At 63.3% G+C, this 24,603-nt stretch carries 20 protein-coding genes, 1 tRNA gene and 1 pseudogene; 11 read left to right on the top strand and 11 right to left on the bottom strand.

Going from position 1 to position 24,603, the window contains the following annotated elements:
- The first annotated feature begins 8 nt into the window (after positions 1-8).
- From ACK28C_RS07570 to ACK28C_RS07550, 5 genes and pseudogenes are all read left to right on the top strand, one after another.
- Complete coding sequence (locus ACK28C_RS07570) at positions 9-4,016, top strand: hypothetical protein (RefSeq protein WP_409152010.1); 4,008 nt, start codon at positions 9-11, stop codon at positions 4,014-4,016.
- A gap of 23 nt (positions 4,017-4,039) precedes the next feature.
- Positions 4,040-4,699 (top strand): hypothetical protein, encoded by a 660-nt coding sequence (locus ACK28C_RS07565; RefSeq protein WP_409152009.1) that lies wholly within the window; start codon positions 4,040-4,042, stop codon positions 4,697-4,699.
- Between the two features lie 106 nt (positions 4,700-4,805).
- Positions 4,806-4,982, top strand: coding sequence for a transposase (locus ACK28C_RS07560; RefSeq protein WP_208872873.1), 177 nt, complete (start codon positions 4,806-4,808; stop codon positions 4,980-4,982).
- Between the two features lie 67 nt (positions 4,983-5,049).
- Positions 5,050-5,517, top strand: a complete 468-nt coding sequence (locus tag ACK28C_RS07555; protein ID WP_015556342.1) for a flavodoxin — start codon at positions 5,050-5,052, stop codon at positions 5,515-5,517.
- 159 nt (positions 5,518-5,676) lie between these two features.
- Positions 5,677-7,041: pseudogene (locus ACK28C_RS07550) on the top strand (MATE family efflux transporter); the annotation flags it as partial.
- A 91-nt stretch (positions 7,042-7,132) separates the two neighbouring features.
- Here the strand turns inward: ACK28C_RS07550 and ACK28C_RS07545 are convergent.
- The 5 genes from ACK28C_RS07545 to ACK28C_RS07525 form a co-directional block, all read right to left on the bottom strand.
- Complete coding sequence (locus ACK28C_RS07545) at positions 7,133-7,672, bottom strand: hypothetical protein (protein ID WP_015556343.1); 540 nt, start codon at positions 7,670-7,672, stop codon at positions 7,133-7,135.
- A gap of 145 nt (positions 7,673-7,817) precedes the next feature.
- Positions 7,818-9,311, bottom strand: a complete 1,494-nt coding sequence (locus ACK28C_RS07540) for a phosphodiester glycosidase family protein (RefSeq protein ID WP_015556344.1) — start codon at positions 9,309-9,311, stop codon at positions 7,818-7,820.
- A gap of 37 nt (positions 9,312-9,348) precedes the next feature.
- Positions 9,349-10,593, bottom strand: a complete 1,245-nt coding sequence (gene hutI, locus ACK28C_RS07535) for an imidazolonepropionase (protein ID WP_015556345.1) — start codon at positions 10,591-10,593, stop codon at positions 9,349-9,351.
- A 624-nt stretch (positions 10,594-11,217) separates the two neighbouring features.
- Positions 11,218-12,054, bottom strand: a complete 837-nt coding sequence (locus ACK28C_RS07530; RefSeq protein ID WP_015556346.1) for a formate/nitrite transporter family protein — start codon at positions 12,052-12,054, stop codon at positions 11,218-11,220.
- 217 nt (positions 12,055-12,271) lie between these two features.
- Positions 12,272-14,329, bottom strand: coding sequence for a methyl-accepting chemotaxis protein (locus tag ACK28C_RS07525; protein WP_208872877.1), 2,058 nt, complete (start codon positions 14,327-14,329; stop codon positions 12,272-12,274).
- Positions 14,330-14,639: 310 nt separating this feature from the next.
- Here ACK28C_RS07525 and ACK28C_RS07520 point away from each other — a divergent pair, with 310 nt between their 5' ends.
- Positions 14,640-16,025 carry a sensor domain-containing diguanylate cyclase gene (locus tag ACK28C_RS07520; protein ID WP_208872879.1) on the top strand — a complete coding sequence of 462 codons (1,386 nt, stop codon included), beginning with the start codon at positions 14,640-14,642 and terminating at the stop codon, positions 16,023-16,025.
- A gap of 20 nt (positions 16,026-16,045) precedes the next feature.
- On the opposite strand, the gene larB is transcribed toward ACK28C_RS07520, so the two are convergent.
- On the bottom strand, positions 16,046-16,801 hold the full coding sequence (gene larB, locus ACK28C_RS07515) for a nickel pincer cofactor biosynthesis protein LarB (RefSeq protein ID WP_015556348.1): 756 nt from the start codon (positions 16,799-16,801) through the stop codon (positions 16,046-16,048).
- A 5-nt stretch (positions 16,802-16,806) separates the two neighbouring features.
- Positions 16,807-17,661 (bottom strand): bifunctional 5,10-methylenetetrahydrofolate dehydrogenase/5,10-methenyltetrahydrofolate cyclohydrolase, encoded by an 855-nt coding sequence (locus ACK28C_RS07510; protein ID WP_015556349.1) that lies wholly within the window; start codon positions 17,659-17,661, stop codon positions 16,807-16,809.
- Between the two features lie 198 nt (positions 17,662-17,859).
- On the opposite strand from ACK28C_RS07510, the gene ACK28C_RS07505 reads away from it, so the two are divergent.
- Complete coding sequence (locus ACK28C_RS07505; RefSeq protein WP_015556350.1) at positions 17,860-18,480, top strand: HAD family phosphatase; 621 nt, start codon at positions 17,860-17,862, stop codon at positions 18,478-18,480.
- Between the two features lie 57 nt (positions 18,481-18,537).
- Positions 18,538-19,221, top strand: a complete 684-nt coding sequence (locus tag ACK28C_RS07500) for a DNA-3-methyladenine glycosylase I (protein WP_208872881.1) — start codon at positions 18,538-18,540, stop codon at positions 19,219-19,221.
- Between the two features lie 370 nt (positions 19,222-19,591).
- On the opposite strand, the gene ACK28C_RS07495 is transcribed toward ACK28C_RS07500, so the two are convergent.
- The 4 genes from ACK28C_RS07495 to ACK28C_RS07480 all read right to left on the bottom strand — a co-directional run bounded on the left by ACK28C_RS07495 (position 19,592) and on the right by ACK28C_RS07480 (position 20,685).
- Positions 19,592-19,855 carry a type II toxin-antitoxin system RelE/ParE family toxin gene (locus ACK28C_RS07495; RefSeq protein WP_208872883.1) on the bottom strand — a complete coding sequence of 88 codons (264 nt, stop codon included), beginning with the start codon at positions 19,853-19,855 and terminating at the stop codon, positions 19,592-19,594.
- Positions 19,856-19,863: 8 nt separating this feature from the next.
- Complete coding sequence (locus tag ACK28C_RS07490) at positions 19,864-20,076, bottom strand: hypothetical protein (RefSeq protein WP_015556351.1); 213 nt, start codon at positions 20,074-20,076, stop codon at positions 19,864-19,866.
- A 2-nt stretch (positions 20,077-20,078) separates the two neighbouring features.
- Positions 20,079-20,348 (bottom strand): helix-turn-helix domain-containing protein, encoded by a 270-nt coding sequence (locus tag ACK28C_RS07485; protein WP_208872885.1) that lies wholly within the window; start codon positions 20,346-20,348, stop codon positions 20,079-20,081.
- 261 nt (positions 20,349-20,609) lie between these two features.
- A tRNA-Arg gene (locus ACK28C_RS07480) sits at positions 20,610-20,685 on the bottom strand.
- A 74-nt stretch (positions 20,686-20,759) separates the two neighbouring features.
- Here ACK28C_RS07480 and ACK28C_RS07475 point away from each other — a divergent pair.
- From ACK28C_RS07475 to ACK28C_RS07465, 3 genes are all read left to right on the top strand, one after another.
- Positions 20,760-21,584: an alpha/beta fold hydrolase gene (locus tag ACK28C_RS07475; protein WP_015556352.1), complete on the top strand. Its 825-nt coding sequence runs from the start codon at positions 20,760-20,762 to the stop codon at positions 21,582-21,584.
- A gap of 237 nt (positions 21,585-21,821) precedes the next feature.
- Positions 21,822-23,609, top strand: coding sequence for a glutamine--fructose-6-phosphate transaminase (isomerizing) (gene glmS / locus ACK28C_RS07470; RefSeq protein ID WP_409152008.1), 1,788 nt, complete (start codon positions 21,822-21,824; stop codon positions 23,607-23,609).
- The gene (locus ACK28C_RS07465; protein ID WP_208872889.1) at positions 23,602-24,519 is read left to right on the top strand and encodes a Cof-type HAD-IIB family hydrolase; all 918 of its coding nucleotides are present in this window, start codon (positions 23,602-23,604) and stop codon (positions 24,517-24,519) included. The genes glmS and ACK28C_RS07465 overlap by 8 nt, the downstream gene beginning before the upstream one ends.
- Positions 24,520-24,603: the final 84 nt, after the last annotated feature.

Genomic DNA, 24,603 nt, shown 5'->3' with positions numbered 1-24,603 from the left:
TGAATACGATGAGAAGGGCTTTTGGGTTCTGTGCACTGTTGGGGCTGGCGCTCTGCGCCACGCCGGCAGGCGCGGCGATCGAGGAGTACGACACGGTCAGCCCCATCAACATGACGATAGACAGCTTCGAGTACATGAACACCGCCTCCCGGGACGCCTTTACCGAGGCGATGCGGCACTGGTCCGTGGCGGTGTACGAGATGACGAACGGCCGGCACCGCCTGGGCCGCGTGAAGATCGTGCAGGGCAAGGGGAACAGGGAGTTCGCTCATGTCAGGTGGCTGGAGAATTACCATGAAAATGGAAAAACCCATGCCGAGACGGAGGCCGGGGCCTACGTCCCCTACCGGCAGGAGGCTGTCAGCCCCAAACATGCCATCAAGATGAGCAGCGAGTTTCTCGGGGGACGCGATAACTTCTCGTCCGATCAAGGGCCGATCGACACGGGGTACACGCTGGCCCACGAGTGCGGCCATTACGTCTACGGACTGTTCGACGAGTATGAAGGAGATGCTTTTAATTGGTGGCCGAGATGGATATATCCCAATAGTCCTCGAACAGGGGACCATATGGTAGATATCATTGTATATAGTGATGATGAGCAACAATCTATTGATACAGCGCATTCTATCATGAGGGATCAAATAAGTGGATTTGCTCTAGATGGGAATCTCTTCCCTTATGAAAGAGCGATGGCGCTGAACTTCTCTACGGACGAGCACTACGGTTTCGACGGCACAAAGTGCCCGGAGGAGTATCAGACGGCCCAGCGGAGGCTCTATCCCAGGACCGTCTCGTGCTGGAGCACGCTGGTGAGCAAGGAGCTGCCTGCTTGGGCCCTTTTGCGCTCCTACAAGCGCCGCTTCTACAGGGACCTCGTCTCCGCGAAGCCCACAGCCAGCTTCGACATCACCCACAGGAACGGCTTCCCTCGGATCGGTTCGACGGAGGCGGAGTTCCGGGAGAAAAGTCCCGCGATCGACGACCTGAAGATCGAGTGGGGCACCACGAGGAATCAGCGTGCCCGGATGATCCTGGTCGAAAACTCGGGAAACCTACTGGAATTTATATTTGGCCTGACCTGGCCCTATACCCCCGAGGTATGTAACCTGGTGGACATGATGCTGACGGCGATCCCGGCCGGGGCGGATGTCGGCGTCTTCACCTTCGACAGGGACGGTGTTCATGAGGTCGTTCCTTTCCGAAAGATAGCAGACGGACCCAATGGAGGCGGGGTTCTACCGGAAAATGCCATCATCAGAGATGGATTGAGTATGGAAACGCAGAACAAGCTGCGCACCCTGCTGCGCCCTCAGGATACTCAGACGGGTATCGACATCCCCTTGTATGACGTCCTGTCGGACGCCATCGACCGCCTTCAAGCGTACATGGATGCCAGGCACATTCTTCTGGGCGATATCGTCGTCCTCGTCGCCCAGAAGCCGGAGGACTCCGAGAAACACTCCGGAAAGACGACCTTCGAGGCCCTGGCCGCGAAGAGCCGTAGCTTTTTTATCCCCCTGTCTTTTGTGAGCCTCAGGAACCGCAGCATCGAGCTCTACCAGCGCTTGAGCCGTGAGACCGGGGGCTATGTCCGTAAGAGTTCTGTTCCCCTCTCGCCGGAGAGGATCCGCTATATCGGCAATGCCCCGTGGCGCTCCTTTCAGGAGGAGCCCTACCTGCTGCTGAACCCCTGGAACGGGCACCTGCAGCTTTTGTGCGCCGACGACTTTGGGGATGTTTTCTCCGGCCATTCGGCCCTCGGAACCTCGCCTCCCCGGACAGTACAGAGCAACACCCAATGGAGAAGTCCGGATTCCGTCGCAGGAGAGGCCGGCCCTTCGATGCCGGAGGCCATACAGGAGAAAAGGGATGCGAAGGTGCGGGGCGAAAGGCTCACAAGTTCGCCCTTCCTTCTGGACAGCCGGATCGGCGCTTTTTCGGCTTTCATCAATATCGTCAATCCCTATCGAAGGTCTCTGCAATGCACGTTGGTGGCGCCGGGCGGAAAAAGGTTCCCCATTGGGGGCATGATTACCGGGATGGATAACAATTTGAATGTCCGCGTGAAGGTGAAACCCTCCCAGGTGGGGTATTGGCGCCTGGAGTGCGAGGGGGCTGGATACAAAGAGGCACAGGTCTCCTTCTATATCGTTGGCGAATCGAGAGGGCTGGAGGCCGGAGAAACTTTGGATGAGGATGGCAAACGGGACGCCGTCGGAAAAGACGAAGTCTCCGTCCGGCAAGAGGAAGAAGGCGGGCGGGGTTATCGGGGGGCACTGTTCCATCATTTGGAGGCGGCCGGCGTATCCGGGGGCGTCTTCAACTCCGCCGAGAACGGAAAACGGCTTCGGCTCCAGTGCAGCACATATGAGGGCGAGGAACTCCTTACGGGGCTCTCAGTCGTTGCCAGGGTCATCCATCCGGCCGGATGGAGCGAGAGCATACACATGAGGGACGACGGCGTTGCGCCGGACCTCGCCGATCGGGACGGCATCTACACCGGGGAAGTGTTCTGCAACGAACTGGGACACTACCAGGTGGTCACGACCGCTGACAATGACGGCGGCGCGTACGTCACCCGCCTGTCGAAACCCAACGACCCGGAGGGGAGCTTCGACTTGGAGGGAAAGTCGCCCTTCTGGGGGGATGCGGTCACGGAGCCGTTCAGGAGGATGGACCAGGTGACGTTCGACGTGATCTACGACCCCGAAACGGCCCGTGCCCCTGATCCTGTGTGTGCGCACATGACGCTGCCAATCCTGAGCATCGGGGACATCGAGGGTCCACAGCACATCCTCGAGGGGATCGAGACGGAGTACAGCGCCGACATCACTCCCGGGGAGCTTGGCACGATGATGGCGAAGTATTTTGCCTGGAGCGTGGACAACAGCGATAAATTCAGGATACTTCCGGACCCCGAAGGGCGCTACAATGTCGTTCGCGTGATTACCGACCGGGATTACGGCTCTTCCAGCGGTCGCCTGCAGGTCTGCAACGCCGTTCCGCCGGCGCTGATACGCCTGGTGGAGGCCCAACGGAGGACGCTCGCCCTGAGCGTCGTGCAGCCTGTGTTTGCGGGAGCGGGCTTTGTGCAGTCCGGCCACACGGTGTTTGAGAACGAGGAGATATTTTTCGAGGGAACGCTGCGCTTGCCGGAGGGGTACGATTCAACGGCCAGCTGGAGCAGGCGTGGCCCCGACCAGGTGGCGCGACTCGTCCGGCAGGATGCGACGGGTTGTACGGTCAGGACGCTGAGGCCCGGGACCTTTACGCTGACCCTGAGCAGCGACGTGTATCCGGACAGGATTGGCAGGACCATTACGGTGAAGGTCATACGGCGGGAAGGTCCGGGCTCTCAGCCGGGGAAACCCGGAGACGATGCGGGAAGCAAGCCCAGGCCCATTCCCGGAGGCGACCCCGGCGGAGATGACGACGTCGATACGGATCCGGGGGATGACGGTGATGGCGGCAGTGGCGGAGGCGGCCCGGGAAGGCCGGGGCGTCCTCCGAGAGGCCCGGAGACGCCCGATCCCGAGGAGCCCGTTCCCCTGCCGCCGGGGGTCTCCGCCGTCCTCGTTGATGGCAGGCCCCTTGGTCCCGGCGGGACGTCCCTGGTTGAGGGCATAAGGAGCGTCTCGCTCGCCTTCCGTTTTGCCAATGCGGTGGAGCGGCACGTGTTGTCCGCATCCCTGCTGTCGGCCGAGGAGGGGCGGAACGAGGCCGAGGCCACAATAGACGGCGCGCGTCTTTCGGCGGACAGATTGGCCCTGACGGCGGACTTCCATCCCCGGACGGAGGGCCGGTATCGAATTGCCTACGGCTTCGAGCGGAAGGACGGCGTGAGGGCGACGGGGAGTTTCGTCGTCAAGGTGACGGGTGGTTCGGGCAGCAGCGACCAGGGGGACGAAAGGCGCGGCGGCGGATGCAGTGCCCTGAACGGAGCCGTGATTTTGTTTCTCCTTGCGTGTTTTTTGCTGCCATGCCGTGCTGAGGGAGCAGGGGACCGCTCTTGACTCGGAACGAGAGGAGAGGACTCATGAAAACGAGAAAAGCGCGCACAAAAAAAGCCTATGTCAAGAACATCGTTCTGTTTTTTTCTTTTTTCCTTTTGGTCCTGCTGAACGTCGCGACCACCTTCGCGTACTTCGGCCACCTGGGGGATGGGTTGGGCTGCATTTTTATGTCGTTGCTCTGGGGATACCTCGCCATGCTCCTCGTCACAGGCCCCTATCTCTTTTGCGTCAGGAGCTTTCCGCCGAGGCCCGATCGCCCTGAGGGCGAACCGGAAATCGGCGAGTCGCGAGTGCTTTCCCTCGGAGAAACGCTGGAATACCAAAGGAGTCGGCTGGGCAGACGGGCGATACGGTCCCTTTTCGCTGTCTTCGGTTGTCTTCTGCTGGGCCTTTACTTCCTTACCTCAAGTTCAGGATACTTTGAATTTTATGAGACATTCTGCGGTTATCTTTTGTTTTTCTGCATGATTTTCTTTGTTTTTTCTTTCTTTACGCACGCATGGGCGTGGTGGGCGCAGAGACGGAGGAACCGAAGGTATTCGCTTACGGGGATGACCCGAAGGGAGGCCATCTGGATGCTGGAGGTGTCCGGTACGATTCGCCGCCGCATGCACTGTGCTTGTTTGTCGGGGGGGCTCTACGTCACAGTCATGGCAGTGTTGGTTTTTCTCCAGATCGTCTGATGTCGGGCCCCGGCTTTCGATGGCTACTGAGGGCGACTACTCTTCCGAGCTGCCCTGACCAACCACTCCGGGGCAACCCCCTTCTTTTGGTTCCTCGTTATTATGTGTGGGTAAATGGGAGGGGATTCTGCAATGGTTTACCTCTCAGGTCAACAATGCGGTTCTTGAGGGGACCAACAGCCTGGTGCAGGCGGCAAAAGCGAAGGCACGGGGGTATCGAAACAAACAGATCTTCAGTGATATGATTTACCTCGTCGCCGGACAGTTACATTTGACAGAATAGTTCCTTACCCACATAGAACAGTGAGGAGCCAGCAGTTTCTATCAATCTTCTATGGGAGGTCTGATTCATGAAGACATTGATCGTCTACTTTTCCAAGAGCGGAAGGACGAGGAAGGCCGCGGAGGAGATCGCATCCCTGCTGGAGGGCGCGGACCTCTTCGAGATCAAGGTGGACAAGACGTACCCGCCGAGTTACTTCAAGACCCTCTTCGAGGGACGGCGCGAGTTCAAGTCCGGCGAACGGCCGCGCCTCGCCGTCATGCCCCCCGACCCCGCGCCCTACGATCGGGTCCTGCTGGGATGGCCCGTCTGGTTCGGGACGTGTCCCATGGCCGTGATCTCCTTCCTGGAGGCCTGCGACCTCAGCGGAAAGGAGGTCTACCCCTTCTGCACCAGCAGCATGACGGGCCCGGAAAGGGGCGTTCGAGACATCGCCGCCGCCTGTCGCGGACACGTCCACAAGGGGCTGAGGGTCCGTCGGGCGGACGCCGAAAGGATCGCCGCGTGGCTTGACGCTCCAGCGGAAGCGAGCTGACCGCGCGCCGTCTCCCTCCCTGAGGCCCTTCGCCGGCGCCCGCCGCTCAGGGACCGGCCGGCGCCGGGCCGTCCGTGGGGACGCCCCTTGTCCTTTCCCGTTTGCAGGCTATAATGAAACGGAGGGGGCGGTCAGGGCGTCCCCAATCCATTCCTTGAGAGGACGAAGATGCCGAGCAGGACCGTCATGGACATGACGGAGGGCGTGATCTGGAGGCAGCTTGTGGACTTTGCCGTGCCGCTCTTCGTGGGGAACATCTTTCAACAGCTCTACAACACGGTGGACAGCGTCGTCGTGGGCAACTTCGTCGGCGCGGACGCGCTGGGCGCCGTCACGTCCACCGTTCCCATCGTCTTTACCTTCATCAGCCTCTTCATCGGGATGACGATGGGGGCCAGCGTCGTCATCGCACAGTACTTCGGGGCCGGGGACGTGCTCAACCTGCGCCGGGCCGTTCATACCGCCGTCGTTGCCACAGTCGTCCTGTCGCTGGTCCTGTCCGCCGCAGGGTATGTGGCGACGCCCGCACTCCTGCGCTTCATGAACACCCCGGCCTCCATCATGCCGGAGGCCGCGACGTACCTTCAAATTTACATGCTGGGCCTGATCGGGCTGATGCTCTACAACATGGGCTCCGCCATCCTGCGCGCGGTGGGGGACTCCCTGCGCCCCCTGTTCCTCCTGATTCTCTCCTCCGTCCTGAACATCGCGCTGGACCTCCTGTTCGTCATCTCCTTCAAGGCGGGCGTCGCAGGCGTCGCGTGGGCCACGATCCTGTCGCAGCTCGTCTCAGGCCTCGTCGTCTTTCGTCTCCTGTTCCGCAGCAGGGAATGCCACAGCATAACCTGGGGCGAGATGCGCGTGGACCGGCACATCCTGCGAAGGATTCTCGACCTGGGGCTGCCGTCGGGCGTTCAGCTGGCCCTCACCTCCTTCTCCAACGTCTTCGTCCAGGGCTACATCAACGCCTATGGCGCCGCCAGCGCGTCGGGGTGGGGCATCTACATCAGGATCGACGCCTTCGTCTTCCTGCCGATTCAGAGCATGGGCATGGCCGTCACGACCTTCACGGGACAGAACGCGGGAGCGCTGCGCCCGGATCGCGTCCGCGCCGGAGTGCGCGCCAGCCTGGGCATCTCCGCAGGCATCACCGCCCTCATCGTCGCCGTCATCTACGCTTCGGCCCCATGGATGGTCGCCCTGTTCAACCGGGACGATGAGGTCCTCCGCTACGGGGTGCTCTTCCTGCGCCTCAACAGCGTCTTCGACCTCCTGAACGTCGTCTACATCATCTACGGCGGAGCGCTGCGCGGCGTCGGAAACGCCAGGACCCCCATGTACTTCATGCTGGGCTCCTTCGTCCTGTTTCGCCAGGTCTACCTCCTCGTCGCCTCGCGCCTGACGGACTCGATCACCCCAATCGCCCTCAGCTACCCCGCGGGCTGGCTGCTCTGCTCCGTCCTGCTGATCCTCTACGTCAGAAAAAACGGCTGGGACCAGGCCCTGACGGCAAACACCCTCTAAACCGCAGCGCACGACAAGGGCCGCGGTCTCCCGCGGCCCTTGTCGTTTTGGATGGAGTTGGGGTTCGACCGAGGCAGGGCCTCGGCGTCGCCTACTTCTTCACCTTGACCTTCTTGGCGGGGCGCTTGGCCGGTGCCTTCTTGGCGGCGGCCGGCTGCTTCTCGGCCGCCGGCTTCTTGCCCAGGGCGTAGGCCGCGCCCTTGCCCGGCGTGGACTTCGGGTCCACGTTGGCAAAGACCTTCTTCAGGGCATCGCTCGATCCGTCGTAGACGGTGGCGTATATCTCGTTGCCCAGCATGTCGTAGTGGCGCAGGTAGGTCACCGCGAACTGCTTGCCGTCCGGCGTGTACTCGTAGCCGTACTCCGTGAAATACAGGCTGCCGGCCACTTCGGGGGAGATGTTGTACTTGGACATCAGGAGGTCCACCGTCTGGCTCTTGATCGAGGTGTTCGTGTAGTACTTCCGGGCGATGGCGAAGGGGACGTTATCCTTCACGCCGTAGTCCAGGAGGTACCACTTCATCTTCACGTGGTCCTGACCAAGGTCCTTCTGCTTCTCCCAGGCCAGCGCCGGGGAAACGGTAACAGCCAGCAGGCCCATCAGCAGCGCGCACAACAGCAACTTCTTCATTAGAACACTCCACTTTCCTTCAAAGTAACGGGGCTTACAACCGCAGCACCGTCCCGTTCGATTCTTGCTATTCTAGCACATAACGCCTCGCTCGGCGTTTGTCTTTGCCACGATTTCGTCCTGCGTTTCGCGTCGCGAAGCCGGCTCACCGGGGGGCGGGCACCACCCCCAGGGCGTAGCTGATGGGACGCTCCCTGCCCTCCGACGGGAAGGTGAAGAGCCGGCCCTTCACGATGAGCTCCGTGGACCCGCCGCCGTCCAAGTTGAGGGCGTAGGGGACCTCATAGGAGCGCAGGATGTCCGTCAGCTCGCTCATCGTAGCGCCCGCGGCGTGCAGCCCGTTGCGGCCGTCCACCGCCAGGAAGAACCACTCCCCATCCGCCGTCAGCCCCACCACGGAGCGCGGGTGGCGCGCGGAGAGCAGCGAATTGGAGAACCCCTCATCGTTTCCCTGCACGACGCCGTCGCTCAGGAGAAGGGGTCCGGCCTGGATGGCGAAGGGCATGTCGCTCCAGCTCTCCCCTCCCGCGCCCACCAGCTCCCCGTTCACCAGGGAGGGCAGGCCGAAGGCGGCCTCGTTTTCGTCGTTCCAGCCCAGGCAGCCGCGTCCGTTGTAGAGCTTGTGCACCTCCGCGCCGTCCCGCCTCAGGAGGCCGATGGGGTACCCCTGCCTGCGCCCCGTCACGGCGAAGAACCCCGCGTTGATGGCGGCGCTCAGGCCGTTGTCCTTCACGATCCGGCTGAGGGGCGTCAGCGCAGCGGGCCCCTCGGACGAGGCCGCAGGGACCATTCGCCAGAGGCCGGGGTCGATGGTCAGCAGGGCCCAGTAGCGCGGCAGGATATCCGTGTTGGAGTTCGAGACGGAGGGAAGGAGGCACACGGCAAGCTTTCGCTGCCGGATCAGGGACGCCAGGCGCCGCGCGGCCCCATAATCCTCCAGCACGGGGGAGCGCAGAAACCACTCGTACTGCGGCTGGAGCATCGACATCTCAAAGCCCTTCGACTTGAAGAACGCCTGAGCCGACTCCGCCGCCGCCTTGTCCTCGAAGCCGTCGGCATAGACGCGCCAACGCGGCACGCCCGTAGGAACCCCATCCCGGTGCAACAGGAGCGTCAGGCCCTCCACGGGCGTGAGCGTCACCTCCAGGCTCAGTCCCTCACTGGCCTGGCTCACCCGATCCAGAAGGAAGCGCATCTCCTTCTCCGTCAAGCGCTGGGCACCACGGAAGCTCCGGTCCCTCGACAGGAGGGCCGGCGTCATGTTCACCGCCACGGCGAGGCAGCCCCGCTCGAAGGGCGTGAGCGCCTTCTCGTCCGAGAACCCCGCCGACACGTCGGACAGCGCTCCCGCCTCAAAGGCCAGCCCCAGAGACTGGATGCACCAGCGCAGGGCCTCACGGCGCGTCACCTGGGCGTTCGGGCCCCCTATCCCATCCGTCACGATCCCCGTCTCCTGCACGAAGGCGACGGCGTTCTTCCCCACGGGGACGTTCGAGGAGAGCCCCCGAGCGTCCAGCAGCGCCGCCAGAAAGGCGCCGCGCGTCACGGCCTCCGCTCTGCAGGGGATCGCCAGAAAAAGGATTGCCGCGAGGCAGAGCGCCCGCGACCGGGCGCGCAGCCCCGAAAAATGAAATCGCATGACCCTTACAGGCCGCCTGCGCCGCATCGGGCAGGGATCACGCTACGCGCTCCCCAAGCTTCCAGACGGAGCGGATGGGCCGGGCTCCGGACAGGTAGGCAAACGTCGCGGGCGTCTCCCCGTCCAGCACCAGGAAGTCCGCCATCCTGCCGCGCTCGATGCAGCCCACCTCCTGCTGCATCCCCAGGGACCAGGCGGCGTTGAGGGTCGCGCCCGTCAGCGCCTCCTCCGGGGTCAGTCCCATCTCCATGACGGCCAGACTGATGACGAAGGCCATGGACTCGCAGTAGCAGGAGCCGGGGTTCAGGTCCGTCGCCAGGGCCACGGGGACCCCCTCCTCGATCATCTTCCGCGCGCGGGCGAAGGGCTTCCGAAGGCTGTAGGCCGTGGCGGGCAGCAGGTCCGCCACGACCCCACCCCGCGCCATGGCCCGGATTCCCTCGTCGGAGGCCGCCAACAGGTGCTCCGCGGAGGCGGTCCGGAGCTCGCCGGCCAGGGACGCGCCGCCCAGGTCGTTCACCTCGTCCGCGTGGATCTTGAGTCCAAGGCCCAGCTCCCGCGCCCTCAGCAGGATCCTGCGGCTCTGTTCGATGGAGAAGACCCCCTCCTCACAGAACACGTCGCAGAAGCGGGCGATCCCCTGCTCCGCTACGGCCGGCAGCATCTCCTCCGTCAGCAGCCGCACGTAGCCATCCGGGTCCGACTTGAAGGGCTCCGGCACGGCGTGGGCCCCCATGAACGTCGGCACCACCGTCTGCACCGTCTCACGCCCCAGGCGCCCGATGACGCGCAGCATGCGCAGCTCCGAGTCCAGGTCCAGGCCGTACCCGCTCTTGATCTCGATCGTCGTGGTCCCGTAGTGGAGCGTCCGCCGAAGCAGGTCTCGGGAGAAGGAGAAGAGCTCCTCCTCCGAGGCAGCGCGCACGGCGCGCACGGAGGAAAGGATTCCGCCGCCCGCCTTCAGGATGTCCAGGTAGGGCCTCCCCGCCAGACGCATGGAGAACTCGGCCTCCCGCCGCGCGGCAAAACAGGCGTGGGTGTGCGGGTCCACCAGACCCGGCACCACCGCCGCCCCTCCCAGGTCGAACTCCTGGTCCGGCGTCCGTCCGGAGAGGCTTCCCTCCACCTCCGAAGCGCTCCCCACCGCCGCAAAGCGTCCGTCCTCCACCAGGAAGGCGCCGTCCTCAACGGAACGGATCCGTCCCTGCTCCGCTCCCGCCGCCGGCGCGGCCCCCAACGTGGGCGTGTAGATCCTGGCACGCCTGAAGAGCTTCAAGGTCATCGTCACAGCCTCCTCAATTCGCGTTCATTCGTCTCGTCCGACATCTTAGCTTTCCGAAAAACCCCGCCGCCGTTTTGGGCAGGACGCGGGGCCGACCGTTATTATAGCGTGCCGACAGGCGGGCTCATTCCGCAGAAGGCAGGAATCGAGCGCGCCCCCGCACGGAAAAACCGTCAACCTCGCGGAGGGGAACACCGGCCAGGTCGTTGAGGACACTCAAACGTATGATCCCCCCTGGTGCCTGATACCAATTCGCGTTTAATAGGATTGCCTCCCCTGAACCAAGCCCGGTTGCCCCCGACAGCACTCGCGAGTTACCCCATGTTTCTTGAGGCCCTAAGGGTGTTCCAGGGAGATTTTCGTGGATTTTCTGATATAATAACAGCGTGATGGAACGCAATACCCCTGCGGTATGCGTGATCGTGATAATGTCTTGAGCCAACACTCGATTCCAGCGGGGACGAACGTTCTCGTCGGGGATGACGGCTTACGCTGACTGAACTGAGGCGAGACAGTCCCATTCGTTATGGGAGCGGGTCAAGACTTTCAGGACACGGTACATGCGGGGATTTTTCAATTTTCAGGGGCCGGAGCGTTCCGGCCCCTTTTGCGTTGTCTTCGGCCCTACCGCTTGTCCCGCCGGTAGACGAACCAGCAGGCCAAGGCCACGAGGACGCCGCCGCCCACAACGTTACCCAGGGTAACGGGCAGGAGGTTCGCCTGAAGCATGGCGCCCCAGTTCAGGTTCGCCAGGGCCTCCGGCGACAGCCCGACGGAAGCTGCCCGCTCCGCCAGGGCCGGGTCCGCCGCGGCCAGGATGCCTGCGGGGATGTAGTACATGTTGGCCACGCTGTGCTCAAAGCCCGACGTCACGAAGATCCAGATGGGAAAGAAGATCACCAGCACCTTGCCCGCGATGTCCCGCGCGGCGAAGCTCATCCACACCGCAAGGCAGACCAGCCAGTTGCAGAGGATGCCCAGGAAGAAGGCGTTCTGGAAGGACAGGGCCGTCTTGCCGGCGGCCGTCTTGATGACCGAGGCCCCCAAGAGCCCCCCCGACATCCCCCACTGCCCGGACAGGCACACCAACCCGGCGGTGAGAAGCGCGCCCGCGAAGTTCCCGGCGTAGACGACGAGCCAGCTGCGCAGGAGCTGCCACGGGGAGATCCGCCCCTCGGCCAGGGCCATGAGCATGAGGGAGTTCCCCGTGAAGAGCTCGCCCCCCGCCACCACCACCATGATGAGCCCTGCGGCGAAGAGCGCGCCCGCCAGGGCCTTTGCCACTCCGGCGGACTCCACCGTGTGGACGGCGACGCAGGACCCGGCCGCCCCAAACGCGATGAACGCCCCCGCCATCACGCCGAGGATCAGCTGGTTCGTCACGGACATCTCCGCCTTCCGCTGCCCCACGCCCACAACCAGCTCCGCGACCTCCGCGGGGCTCAAAAAGTTGCTCTGCATTCCAAAATCCCTCCCTTCTTCATACTAAATTAACAGATCAACCGGCTAAATGCAACCGCCCCAAGCCTCGTGGAAGCAGCTTTCAGGCCTCCCGGGGCCGAAGGCGGGGAGCGTCCGCGCCGCGGGCCATCCAGGTGAAGGTTGGCGCTTCAGCAGATGAAAAAGCCCCCGACGGACTTTTTTAGCCCGTCGGGGGCCTCGCTTCAGGATTCGGACGTCATCGATTTTTTTTCGGAACGATATCGCCCTGTTTTTCGAGGAAGAACGAGCCGATGAAGCCCTGCAGCTTCTCCGCCGTGGAGGCCAGGCCCTGTGCGGCGCCGGCGATGGATTCGGCGGCCCTGGTCGTCTCGCGGGTCGCGGTTTGAATCGAATCGGCGGCCTCAACCACGCCGTGATTGGCGTCTGCGACGTGCTGTATGGCCGACGTCATCTCCTCGGAAGAGGCGGCCTGCTCCTCGGATATCGCGGCGATGTTCTGAATGGCATCGTTCAGACGGGCAATGGCGTCCATGGCGCCGTTCAGCTTCTGCTGCGTCACCTCCGCCGTCGCCGATGTCTCGATCAGGAGCTTCTCCGTCTCCTTCGTCGCCTCGACGGAGCTTTCAGAGTGCTTTTGAAGGCCCGCTATCAACTTCTCGATCTCCTGAGCCGCATGAGCCGATTCCTCGGCCAGCTTGCGCACCTCCTCGGCGACGACGGCGAATCCCCGCCCCGCTTCTCCCGCCCTCGCGGCCTCGATGGCGGCGTTCAAGGCGAGAAGGTTCGTCTGATCGGCGATGGAGGTGATCGTGGTCACGAAGGAGGATATCGCGTTGACCGACTCCCCAAGCTCTTGAATCTGGGCGATGCTATGGCTGGACTTGTCCTTTGCCTCCCTCATGCCCGTGACGACGGCCCCGACCTCATCCACGGCGTTCTTGGAGACGTCCGCCACGCGGGAAGCCTGTTCGGCGCTCTCGGTAGCGCTCTGTGCGCTGGACTGAGCGCTGTCGGCAATCTCCGAGACGGATGCACGGGTCTCCTCCGTCGCGGAGGAGGCGGAGCTGACGACGCCGTTGACGCGCTCGATGGAAGCCGAAACCTCTTTCATCGATGCGAGGGTCTCCTCGGACAGGGCCGCAAGAGTATCGGCCTGTCTCGAGGTTTCGTCAGCCTCGATCCGGATGTTGCGAAGCGTTTCGGACACGGAAGCGATCATCGCGTTGAGCTCCCTGGACATGCCCGACAACTCGTCGCGTCCCGTCTCGTCGAAGCGGACCGTCAGGTCGCCCCTGCCCAGTTCGACCGTCGCAGCACTCATGCCTTTGAGGGAGCGGGAGAGGCTGCGCATGATGGCGAAGATGAGAAAGCCGATGACGAGGAGCGCCGCCGCAGCGATGAGGACGAGGAAGACCGTCAGGCCATGCACCATCGAGTGAATCACCGATATCGGGAAGAACACGATAAAGAAGAAGTCGTGGCCTGCAGGCGCGTAAAAGACGCGCCGCCTTTCCCCGTTGTTGAGGTAGTCTGCGAAGCCCGTCCCACCGCCCACGACTTTGACCGCAAACTGATGGACGGACGCATCGAACTCCTGCCCATTGAGGAGGTTGGCCTTCAAAACGTAGTCCTTGTTGCTGTGGGCAATGAACGTGCCGTCCTTCTGCACGAGGGCGCCCGATCCCTGACCGAAGACCTTCTGGCTAACCACAAAAGCGCTCAGCTTGTCCAAATCCACCTCAATAGATGCCACGCCCACCAGTTTGCCGGAGTCGTCATAAACGGCCTTTGTGGCTGCAATCACCAGCTTCCCTGAAGCAGCCTCGACATAGGGAGCGCTGAACTTGGTCGCCCCGCGGTCGGCCACAGCCTGCTGATACCAACCCCGCGTCCGGGCGTCATACCCCGCCGGGGCCACCCACTTGCCCTCGGAGCTTGCGATGGCCAATAACCCGGTGGACTCGAGCGCCAGGTAGAGGTTCAGGATGTTCTTGTCCTCAGCGTTCTTCAGAATCTTTTCGCAGATCGCCTCAACGTTCCTTGCCCCGGCATCAGGGTTCTCTGCGTCGATGTAGGATTGGCGCATGGCGGCTGCAGCAACGTTTATGGTAGCGATGTAGCGGTTAAGTTCACCCTGGACGATGTTTGCAGCCCCAACTGCAATTTCGGTGCCAGAACTCTTCAGAAAACTGTCGAGCATTGCTCCCGATCGAACGTAAGTCACGCTGGTCATCAAGAGGATCACCAGGAAAATTGCTCCTGCGATCAAGCGCAGTTTTCCACGAATAGACATAAAGAGTCCTCCTCCAGAATTTTACAAAGTGACGATACAATTCCCCTCCTAAAAATTGTAATTCCGCCGCATCAGTTTGTCAAGCAAAACCCGCCCGTTCGTGCTCATCTCCGCCCTCGCACGAGCAGCCGTTCCAGCAATCTCAAAGATCGACCTCCAGGGGGACGCCGCGCCACGAACAACAGGTTCCCGACGGTGTCTTTTTGCTTTTTTCGAGATATCTGGCATAATAATAAATCAACGTGCAAGTTGGTCGGTAATCATGAACCGCGAAAAACTTTCGGACAAATTTTAAGGAGGCGGAGCAGGATTGTACTCTTGCAAGCTCATCATCAGCTGCTACGGGCTTGACGACGTTTCCCTGAGCGTCCTGAAGGGGGTGGCGCCGCTTCCGCGCTTCATCCACTACTTCCAGCCCTTGAAGCCGCTGGGAGGTCTGCCTCGGAGGGATCGCCAGATCGTCATCCTCGACGAGAGCGCGGGGCTCTCGGAGGGAGATTTGTGCGCGTCCATTGATGGGGGTGCAAAGCGTATCCTCTGCACCTCCCGTCCGAAGAACCTGTCCGAAAAGGACCTGGCACTGTGGGACGACGTGTGGGTAAAGCCTCTCTCCCCCGCGATGCTGCGTTTTCGTTTTCAACGCATCCTGCGGGAGATCCAGGCGGAGAAGGACCTCTGGACAGCTCAAAATCAGCTGAATCAGACCATCGATCCCCTGCCGGACCTCATCTGGTACAAGGACCTGAAGGGCGCCCACGTCAAGGTCAACGACGCCTTCTGCCAGCTCGTCGGGAAGACGAAAGAGGAAATCCAGGGACGCGGACACTACTACATCTGGAGGATGCCGGAAGATGAGGGGGCGAAGGACGAGTACGCCTGCCCCGAGACGGACAAAGAGGTCATCCGTCAGGGAAAGACCTGTGTCTTCGACGAGGAGGTCAGGGGACCGGAGGGCCTGCGCCGGTTGAAGACCTACAAGACCCCCATCTTCGACGAGGACGGTACGATCATCGGCACCGTCAGCGTCGCACGGGACATGACGAAGGAGTTGAAGTTTCAGCAGCAGCTCCTGGAGATCGCCCGGCAGGACGCCCTCACCGGTCTGGCCTCGCGCTGGTACTTCCAGAACTACATGCAGTCCCACCAGGACGAGGAACACGTCATCTGCGTCTACCTGGACCTCGACCACTTTAAGGAGGTCAACGACACCTGGGGGCACCAGACGGGCGACGCGGCGCTCGCCGCCACCGCTGAGATGATGCAGCACACCTTCCCGGACGCTTTCATCGCCCGACTGGGCGGGGACGAGTTCATGATGGTGTTCTTTGGGGACCTGTCGGTGGAGGACCTCAAGGGACGGGTGGACCAATTCATTCAGGACATGGCCGCCTACTTCCACAGCTCCGATAAAATGGCGAACCTCACCATCAGCGGTGGAATCACCAAGACGACCGAGAGCGAGACCGGTTCGGCCATCGACCACCTCATCCACCGGAGCGATCTGGCCCTCTACCAGGCGAAGCACAGCGGGCGCGCCTGCTGCGTCATCTACGACCCCTCCATGGAGAAGGAGCGCCGCGTCAGCGACAAAGGCGCCCCCGGCGGCGTGGACCGCCGCAAACGCCTCACCCCCAACTGGGGAACGGGCTGCGGGCCGGAGGGCGAGCGGGACAGAAGAAGACAGGATGAAAGATAGCGGGGCCTGGCCCCGCTATTTCATCTCTTAACGCCCATGTGATTGATTCGGTTGGCGCAGTACCCCGCCCCGAAGCCGTTGTCGATGTTGACCACCGTCACGCCGCTGCTGCAGGAGTTCAGCATCGCGAGGAGCGCCGCCAGACCGCCGAAGGACACCCCGTAGCCCACGCTGGTGGGCACGGCGATGACCGGACACTCCGCCAGGCCGCCCAGCACGCTGGCCAGGGCCCCCTCCATGCCCGCCACCGCGATGAGGACGCTGGCGCTCATGATGTCCTCCAGGTGGGAGAGGGTGCGATGGAGACCCGCCACGCCGACGTCGTAGAGCCGCTGCACCTCGCTGCCCAGCACCTCGGCCGTCAGCGCGGCCTCCTCCGCCACGGGGATGTCGCTGGTCCCCCCCGTGGCCACAATAATGCGCCCGATCCCATCGGGCTGCGGCAGGTCTCCCACGATGCCGACGCGGGGCTCCTCGTGGTAGTCCAGCGCGCAGGACCGGCCGACGGCCTCCGCGGCCTCCGGCGACAGGCGCGTGATGAGGACGGGCCCCTGTCCGTTCCGCCGCATCGCCTCCAGGATGCCCACTATCTGCTCCGGCGTCTTGCCCGCGCCGTAGATGACCTCCGCCGCACCCTGGCGGACCCTGCGGTGCAGGTCCACCTTGGCGAAGCCCAGGTCCTCGAAGGGCTTTTCCTTCACGTGCAGCAGCGCGTCCTCGACGCTCATCGTCCCTTCGCTCACCCGCTGGAGCACCTGGCGGACGGACAGGGACATGGCCCTCAGCGTTTCGTCAAAAGCCGTGCGGCCCGCAGCGTGTTTCTGGCCAGGACGGACGTCGTTACGGCCCCCACGCCACCCGGCACGGGGCTCACCATGCTGACGATGGACGACACGGCCTCAAAGTCCACGTCGCCGCAGAGCTTGCCGTCCGGCCCCACGTTGATGCCCACGTCCACGACGATGCTCCTGTCCGTCACGCAGTCCGCGCCGATCATGCCCGCCTTCCCCGCCGCGGCGACCACGATGTCCGCGCGACGGCAGACGGCCGGCATGTCCACGGTCTTCGTGTGGCAGATCGTCACCGTGGCGTTCGCTGCCAGCATCAGCATCGCCAGCGGGCGCCCCACCACCATGCTGCGCCCCACGAGGGTCACGTTCTTTCCCTTGAGGTCCACCTCGTAGTGCGCCAGCATCTCCATCACCGCGCCCGGCGTGCAGGGGGCAAAGCCGTCCCTCGCGCCCGCAAAGACCATGGCCGAGCTGATGGGGCTCATTCCATCCACGTCCTTGCGGGGGTCAATGGTCCGGCGCGCCGCCTCGTCGCTCAGGCCGCCTGGAAGCGGGCGAAACAGGAGGATGCCGTGGACCTTCGGGTCCGCGTTGACCTTCCCGAACTCCGCGTCGAAATCCGCCTGCTCGATGTCCTCCGGCAACTCGTACACCTGCGTCGTGATGCCCAGCCCGGCAAAGCGCTTCAGGGCTCCGCGCTCGTAGGCCAGGTCGTCCCCTCTGGCCCCCACCCTCACGATGGCCAGCTTCGGATCCACGCCCATCCCCTTCAGCTCCGCGTGCTCCGCCAGGAGCGCCTCCTTCATCCCGACCGCAACCTCGGCCCCCTTCATGACGACGGTCATTTGAACCAGCTCCTTTCTTTATTCAAGTTTCCCAATCCAAGATTAAGAACGACGACGGTGCCGCGCCCCCACAGGACGCGGATAAAACTCCCTTTTAAATTATTGTACCGTATCCGGCTCGTTATTTCGAGCCTGACGTCCGTCGGGACGTCGTGTTATACTGCGTTCAAAAATCTATGCGGACGGGGACGTGAGACGATGAGTACGGCTGCGATCGACACGGTGATCTTCGACATCGGAGGGGTGCTGGCGAACTTCGACTGGAACGGCTACGTCCATCGCTGGGTCCGGGACGAGAGGGCCATCCAGGAGATCAACGAGGCGCTCTGGGGGACGGGACTGTGGGACGAGTTGGACCGGGGCGTGCTGAGCACGGAGTCGATCGTCGAGGGCTTCATCGCCGGTGCGCCCCGCCGGGAGGGCGAGATCCGCACGCTCATGGAGCACGTGGGGGGCTGCGTGAGCCGGCTGGACTACGCCGTCCCGTGGATTCAATCGGTCAAGTCGACGGGCCGGCGCGTCCTCTTCCTCTCCAACTACTCGCGCCTCATCATGGACGCCAACCCCGGCGTGCTGGACTTCCTGCCCGCCCTGGACGGCGGCGTCTTCTCCTGCGACGTGAAGCTCCTGAAGCCGGACCGGGCCATCTACGCCGCCCTCTGTGAGCGATACGCCCTGACGCCGGGCCGATGCGTCTTCATCGACGACCTGGAGCCCAACGTCCAGGGGGCGCGGGACTTCGGGATGCAGGCCATCCGGTTTCAAAGTTACGAACAGGCGCAGGAGGCCCTGAGCGCGATGCTCGGAGGCGACGCCTGAACGGTGGGTCATCCTCACCGTATGACAGAACGGGTACGACGAGGAGGCGAAACGCAAGTGAGCACGACGGACGGTGCGATGGAGACGGGCTGCTGCCCCTGGGCCCTGATGAACTCGGAGATGCGCCGCTACCACGACACGGAGTGGGGCGTCCCCGTCCACGAGGACGGGAAGCACTTTGAGCACCTGATGATGGAGGTCATGCAGTGCGGGCTGAGCTGGAACACGGTGCTGCAGAAGCGCGAGGTCTTTCGCCAATGCCTTGCGGGCTTCGACTGGAACCGCCTGGCGGCCTTCACCGGAGAGGACGTGGCCCGCGCCATGGAGACTCCCGGCATGATCCGGGCCACGCGCAAGATCCAGGCCATCATCGACAACGCCCGCTGCTTCCAGAAGGTGCGGGAGGAGTTCGGCAGCTTCAGCGAGTACCTGTGGGCTTTCACCGAGGGCAGGACGATCCTCTACGACGGACACCAGGCGGGGAACATCCCCGCCAGCAACGCCCTGTCCGCAGCCGTCAGCCGGGACCTGAAGGCGCGCGGCTTCAAGTTCCTTGGGGCAGTGACGGTCTACTCGCACCTCCAGTCCTGCGGGGTGGTCAACGACCACATCGAGGGCTGCCCGCGGCGACGCCAGCTCATCTCAATCGCCGACGTCGTCCATCGGCCCCCGGAGGGCGAGGAGGGCGTCGGACGCGCTGAGCGCAGGGCAAAGGACAAACCCGGCATCCAGCAGGAATGAAGAGCCCGGCGAGACCGGCTAAGGGGACCCCTGCAATGCAAAAACTTGTCCTCCTGTTTCTGGACTTCCGTCGAGCCGAGAGGTTGGCCCCCCGGACGCCACAGGGTGAGGAAGGTTTGAGGGAGGAGCTCCGCCAAGCAAAAAGGGCGTCCACGTTTAGGACGCCCTCTCCTGTGGCCGACCTTCAGGACGAGGACGACAAGCTCCCCGTCCCGGATCGCAGATCAGCCGGTAGTCTCCCACGTGGTAGCGCCAATACCCCGAGAACTGACCGGTCAGGGCCGCCCTCTTTTCTCGTGGATAGGGTGCGGAGGACAGGGCGCTCAGAAAATTCACTATCCGCGTATGGGCGGATTTGCCCAAGCGCTCGCTAAAGGTTTTTGTAGACATCTTTTCTGTGTGCAACTCGGACAACACAGATGACAAGACGCTCGTCATGCACTTCATAGACGACCCGAAACTTCCCGACCCGGACGCGCCAGGTATCAGCTCGTCCCTGTATCTTGCGGCTCCCACTTGGATAAGGACAGGACACAAGGCCTTTCAAAACTTCGATGATTTGCCGTTGGACGCTCGAATCGAGGCGGGCTATTGCTTTCAGGACATTCTTTTTGACCTCAAGGGCATAAAGCATCGTAAAATTCAGTCAAGCCCCAGGGCTTTAAGCGCGTCCGCCAGGGGAACCGTCGGGTCGTCCTTGTGGGCCTCGATCCATACGATATCCTCCTCGTCTTCCTGGGCTTCCAGGTATTGCAGGAATGCCGCATAATGGCTCACCCTGTCCAAGTCCTCCTCGGTCAGGTTTTGGAGTTGGCGATACAGGCTCTTCCTCTTCGCTGCCACAGCTTGAATCATCCCTACCCCTCCTCCCCCTTGGCCACCGAGATCGCGACCTCGATTTCCTCTCGCAAAGCCGCCCGCTCCACCTTGCGGCGCCCCCATACGGCAGCAAACCCTTGGGGGCCGGGCTCGTATGCCTCGACAGACGACCGGGGAATAACCCACGTGTTGCCGATCTTCTGGGCTCCATACAAACGGTGTTGATTGCACAACCTCAGAATCTGGCTTCTCCCCAGCTCCATAATCGCTGCAACTTCTGTGACGCTGAGCAGACTCTTATCATTCAATGCAAATCCCCCTCATTGAGGTACGCTTCTTCCGCCGTCTCCATCACCAATTGTGTGTCCACTTTGTCGCTTACACGCCCCTTCCAGATGGACTGTTATAATTACACGGTAAAAGACAAAAAGCCGTTTCTCCCGAATGGAAAAACGGACATTTTGGAAGCGAGGTGACAGGAATCTTTGCACTGCAAAGCTCCCCATGAGCGACGGCCTATTTTCTTTATTTTTGCTGCTTTTCCCCTGTAAACCCCTGCAATCCCTATATGGCGAGCTTGGGCAGATTCGAACTGCCGACCTACGGCTTAGGAGGCCGTCGCTCTATCCACTGAGCTACAAGCCCGCAAAGGAACTATGTTAATATAACATAAAAAGCCGTACTGTCAAATGCAATTTCAATCGGGAGGTTGAGGGGCAATGCATGAGGCGTTGATTCGATCCTTCGACGGGACGGAGCTCTACCGCTGTACGGACGAAGCTCCAGGGGCAGCGTTGGGAAGCGTTCTCCTCCTCCACGGGCTGGGAGGACACTGCCGGCGGTTCGACGCCGCATCGGCCGCGATGGCCACCGCAGGGTGGCGCGTGACGCGCTTTGACCTGCGGGGGCACGGCCGCTCTGGCGGGGCGCGGGCCGACGTCCGGGACTACCGGCTGTTGGTGAAGGACGTGCGCCTCATGGCGGACGCCGCCCTGGCGGAGCGGCCCGGCCCGCTCTTTACCGTCGGGTACAGCATGGGAGGGCTCCTCTCCCTCCTGCTTGGCGTCCAGCGGCCCGAAGGGATATCCGGGCAGGTCCTGATCGGAGCGCCCACCCTGGAGACGGGGCGCTATCGAAACTTCCGGCGCCCTCAGGTACAGCGCCTGCTGATGCGCTGCTCCCCCTCCGTCGGGGAGGACCTCCTGACCCCGGACGAGGCGGCGCGGCACGAGTACGAGAGAGACCCCTGGGTGCTCCACGCCTTCGTCAACCGGCTGCTCGTCGAGGTCTTCGTGAAGGGCATGGACGACCTCACGGCTGCGCTCCCCGCCCACCGGCTGCCCTTCCTGGCCCTCCACGGCTCGGAGGACCGCATCGTGCCACCCGCGTCCGCGGAGAACCTCCGGGTCCGTTCCGCCTCGCCGGACGGGACGCTGACCATCCTGGAGGGCGCCTGGCACGACCTCCTCCACGGGCCGGAGCGGGACAGGGCGATGGAGCTCATCCTGGGCTGGCTGAAAGCCCACGCCGCCGCGGAGGCGTGAACCTCCCCACACCCCACTCCCTCGAAATCGAGGCCGCTCTTTGGGGCGGTCCCGAGAATTTTCCTCCTGTTTCAGGGACAATTTGGATATAATGAGAGAACGCGCCGGGGCAACAGGGCGCACAAGCGGCTGGGTCCAACGTTAGCGCCACAGGGCGCCCGATCTCGATTGACTGGGGGCATTTCTATGTGCGGCATTCTTGGTTACAGCGGGAGCAGACAGGCCTCACCCGTTCTGTTGGATGGACTGGAGAAGCTCGAGTACCGGGGCTACGACTCCGCCGGGCTGGCCGTCCGCGACGGTGAGGACGTGAAGGTCGTCAAGGCGAAGGGGCGGCTGAAGGCCCTGGCGGGGCGAATCAACTCCGGCAGGGCGCTGTCCGGAACCTGCGGCATCGGGCACACGCGCTGGGCGACCCACGGCGTCCCCTCGGAGGAGAACGCCCACCCGCACTGGAGCGACGACATGACCGTCGTGGCGGTCCACAACGGCATCGTGGAGAACTACCAGGAGTTGAGGGAAGACCTGCTCAGGAACGGGTACACGTTCTACTCCCAGACCGACACGGAGGTGGCCGTCAAACTCATCGACCTTTACTATAAAAAAAGCGGAAACAACCCCATCGCGGCCCTCACGAAGGCGATGAAGCGCATCCGCGGCTCCTACTGCTTTGTCCTCATGTTCAGGGAGTTTCCCAACGCCGTGTGGGGCGTGCGCAAGGACAACCCCCTCATCGTGGGCAGGGGCGACGGCGAGTCCTTTCTGGCCTCCGACGTCTCGGCCATCCTCCAGCACACCCGGACGGTGTACTACATCGGCAACATGGAGATCGTCGAGATCTGCAAGGGGGACATCCGCTTCTACGACAAGGACGGCGCCCCCCTGAGCAAGATGTCCACGGAGATCAAGTGGGACGCTCAGGCCGCGGAGAAGGGCGGCTTCGAGCACTTCATGATGAAGGAGATCCACGAGCAGGGCCGCGCCGTGAGGGACACCCTCCGCTCCGCGCTGAAGGAGGGAACGCGGCTGGACATGAGCGCCACGGGCCTGACGGACGACGCGATCAGAAACTTCAGTCAAGTCTACATCCTGGCCTGCGGCTCCGCCTACCACGCGGGCGTCGCGGCCCAGTACGTCCTGGAGGACCTGACGAAACTCCCCGTGCGCGTGGAGCTGGCCTCCGAGTTTCGCTACCGCAAAATCCCGCTGGCCCCTTCCGCTCTGGCCATCGTCATCAGCCAATCGGGCGAGACGGCGGATACCCTGGCCGCCATGCGCCTGGCCCAGGAGAACGGGATCAGGACGCTGGCCATCGTCAACGTGCTGGGCAGCACCATCGCGCGGGAGGCGGACAGCGTGTTCTACACGTTGGCGGGGCCCGAGATCGCCGTGGCGACGACCAAGGCCTACAGCGCCCAGCTGATCGCCTGTTACCTCCTGGCCATCCACTTCGCGAACGTCCGGGGCACGATCTCCGCCATCCGCTACCGCGACCTGCTGCGCGAGCTGGAGACTCTGCCGGAGAAGATCGACGCGGTGTTGGACGAGAAAGAGCGCATCAAGAACGTGGCGGAGCGCTTCAAGGACGCGCGCGACGCCTTCTTCTTGGGGCGCGGGCTGGACTACGCGCTGGCCATGGAGGGCAGCCTCAAGATGAAGGAGATCAGCTACGTCCACTCCGAAGCCTGCGCGGCCGGCGAGATGAAACACGGCCCCATCAGCCTGATCGAGCCGGGCGTCCTGGTGGTCGGGCTCATGACGCAGTGCGAGCTCTACAAGAAGACCGCCAGCAACCTGATGGAGGTCAAGAGCCGCGGCGCGTGGCTCCTGGGCGTCACCAACCGCGGGAACGACGCCCTCAGGGACGACGCGGACCTCGTCTTCCTTCTGCCCCAGACGGACAAGCACTTCACCTCGAGCCTCGCCGTGATCCCGCTGCAGCTCCTGGGCTATTACCTGGCCTGCGCGCGGGGGCTGGACGTCGATAAGCCCAGGAACCTGGCCAAGAGCGTCACCGTTGAATAGGGCGGACAGGGCGCAGGAGGGGGGAGGCCCGTCGGCTCCCCTCCTCCTGTCCGATCGCGAGGAGCCCCTGCCCGCCGTCAGGCTGATCGCCCTCGACCTCGACGGGACGCTGTTCAACGAGAGAGGCGAGATATCGCGCGAGGACGCCGCAGCCATCCGCGAGGCCTCGGACCAGGGCGTCACGGTCATCATCTCGACGGGGCGCCCCTACTGCGGCGTGCCCGTAGAGGAGGTGGCACCCCTCGGGGTGAACTGCGCGCTCACGGTCAACGGTGCCGCCGTCTACACGCTGCCGGACCGAAAGCTCCTCTTCGACGACTGCATGGACACCCGGACCGCGCTGGGCGTCCTGCGCGACCTGGAACCCCTGAACCTCTACTACGACGTCTTCGTCGACGGGGACGCCTACGCCCGCGAGGACCGTCGGGACCTCCTGGAGCGAACCGTCCTGCCGGAAAGCGCCAAGGCCTACATCAGGCGCACGCGCATCTACGAAAGCGACCTTCTGGGGCGCATTGAGCGCGAGGCGCTTCGCGTCCAGAAGGTCACCATCAACTTCTGCCGGCAGGGCGACGCCCTTCCGGGGCGGGAGGAGGCGGAGCGCATCCTGGCCGCCCACCCGGAGATCACCTACGTCTGCGGCGGCAACCACAACTGGGAGTTCAACCGGGCGGGCGTCGACAAGGGCAGCGGGCTGTCGCGCCTCATGGAGCTCATGAACGTTCCGCTGTCGGCAAGCATGGCCTGCGGCGACTCCGAAAACGACCTGGCCCTGTTCAGGACGGCGGGCGTCAGCGTCGCCATGGCCAACGCCCCGGAGGGGGTCAAGCGCGCGGCGGACTTCATCACGAGGTCCAACCAGGAGGGCGGCGTCGCCCTCGCGATCCGACGCTGTCTTCGGGGAGCATAGGCCCTGCGTCGGGGGTCCGTCCACGCCGACCGCCCCGGCCCCGCGCAGCGACGGCCCCCGACGCGCACGCCAGGCTGAAGCCTC

Origin of the sequence: Fretibacterium fastidiosum (genome assembly GCF_964642095.1) — a bacterium.
Classification (GTDB): domain Bacteria; phylum Synergistota; class Synergistia; order Synergistales; family Aminobacteriaceae; genus Fretibacterium; species Fretibacterium fastidiosum.
The sequence above is the reverse complement of the archived record's forward strand: the minus strand, read 5'-3'. Positions and strand labels throughout refer to the sequence as shown.

Excerpts from the sequence above, each read along its gene's own strand:
- ACK28C_RS07570 (WP_409152010.1), top strand. The coding sequence starts at position 9 with ATGAGAAGGGCTTTTGGGTTCTGTGCACTGTTGGGGCTGGCGCTCTGC.
- ACK28C_RS07565 (WP_409152009.1), top strand. The coding sequence starts at position 4,040 with ATGAAAACGAGAAAAGCGCGCACAAAAAAAGCCTATGTCAAGAACATC.
- ACK28C_RS07555 (WP_015556342.1), top strand. The coding sequence starts at position 5,050 with ATGAAGACATTGATCGTCTACTTTTCCAAGAGCGGAAGGACGAGGAAG.
- ACK28C_RS07545 (WP_015556343.1), bottom strand. The coding sequence starts at position 7,672 with ATGAAGAAGTTGCTGTTGTGCGCGCTGCTGATGGGCCTGCTGGCTGTT.
- ACK28C_RS07540 (WP_015556344.1), bottom strand. The coding sequence starts at position 9,311 with ATGCGATTTCATTTTTCGGGGCTGCGCGCCCGGTCGCGGGCGCTCTGC.
- hutI (WP_015556345.1), bottom strand. The coding sequence starts at position 10,593 with ATGACCTTGAAGCTCTTCAGGCGTGCCAGGATCTACACGCCCACGTTG.
- ACK28C_RS07530 (WP_015556346.1), bottom strand. The coding sequence starts at position 12,054 with ATGCAGAGCAACTTTTTGAGCCCCGCGGAGGTCGCGGAGCTGGTTGTG.
- ACK28C_RS07525 (WP_208872877.1), bottom strand. The coding sequence starts at position 14,329 with ATGTCTATTCGTGGAAAACTGCGCTTGATCGCAGGAGCAATTTTCCTG.
- larB (WP_015556348.1), bottom strand. The coding sequence starts at position 16,801 with ATGTCCCTGTCCGTCCGCCAGGTGCTCCAGCGGGTGAGCGAAGGGACG.
- ACK28C_RS07510 (WP_015556349.1), bottom strand. The coding sequence starts at position 17,661 with ATGACCGTCGTCATGAAGGGGGCCGAGGTTGCGGTCGGGATGAAGGAG.
- ACK28C_RS07505 (WP_015556350.1), top strand. The coding sequence starts at position 17,860 with ATGAGTACGGCTGCGATCGACACGGTGATCTTCGACATCGGAGGGGTG.
- ACK28C_RS07495 (WP_208872883.1), bottom strand. The coding sequence starts at position 19,855 with ATGCTTTATGCCCTTGAGGTCAAAAAGAATGTCCTGAAAGCAATAGCC.
- ACK28C_RS07490 (WP_015556351.1), bottom strand. The coding sequence starts at position 20,076 with ATGATTCAAGCTGTGGCAGCGAAGAGGAAGAGCCTGTATCGCCAACTC.
- ACK28C_RS07475 (WP_015556352.1), top strand. The coding sequence starts at position 20,760 with ATGCATGAGGCGTTGATTCGATCCTTCGACGGGACGGAGCTCTACCGC.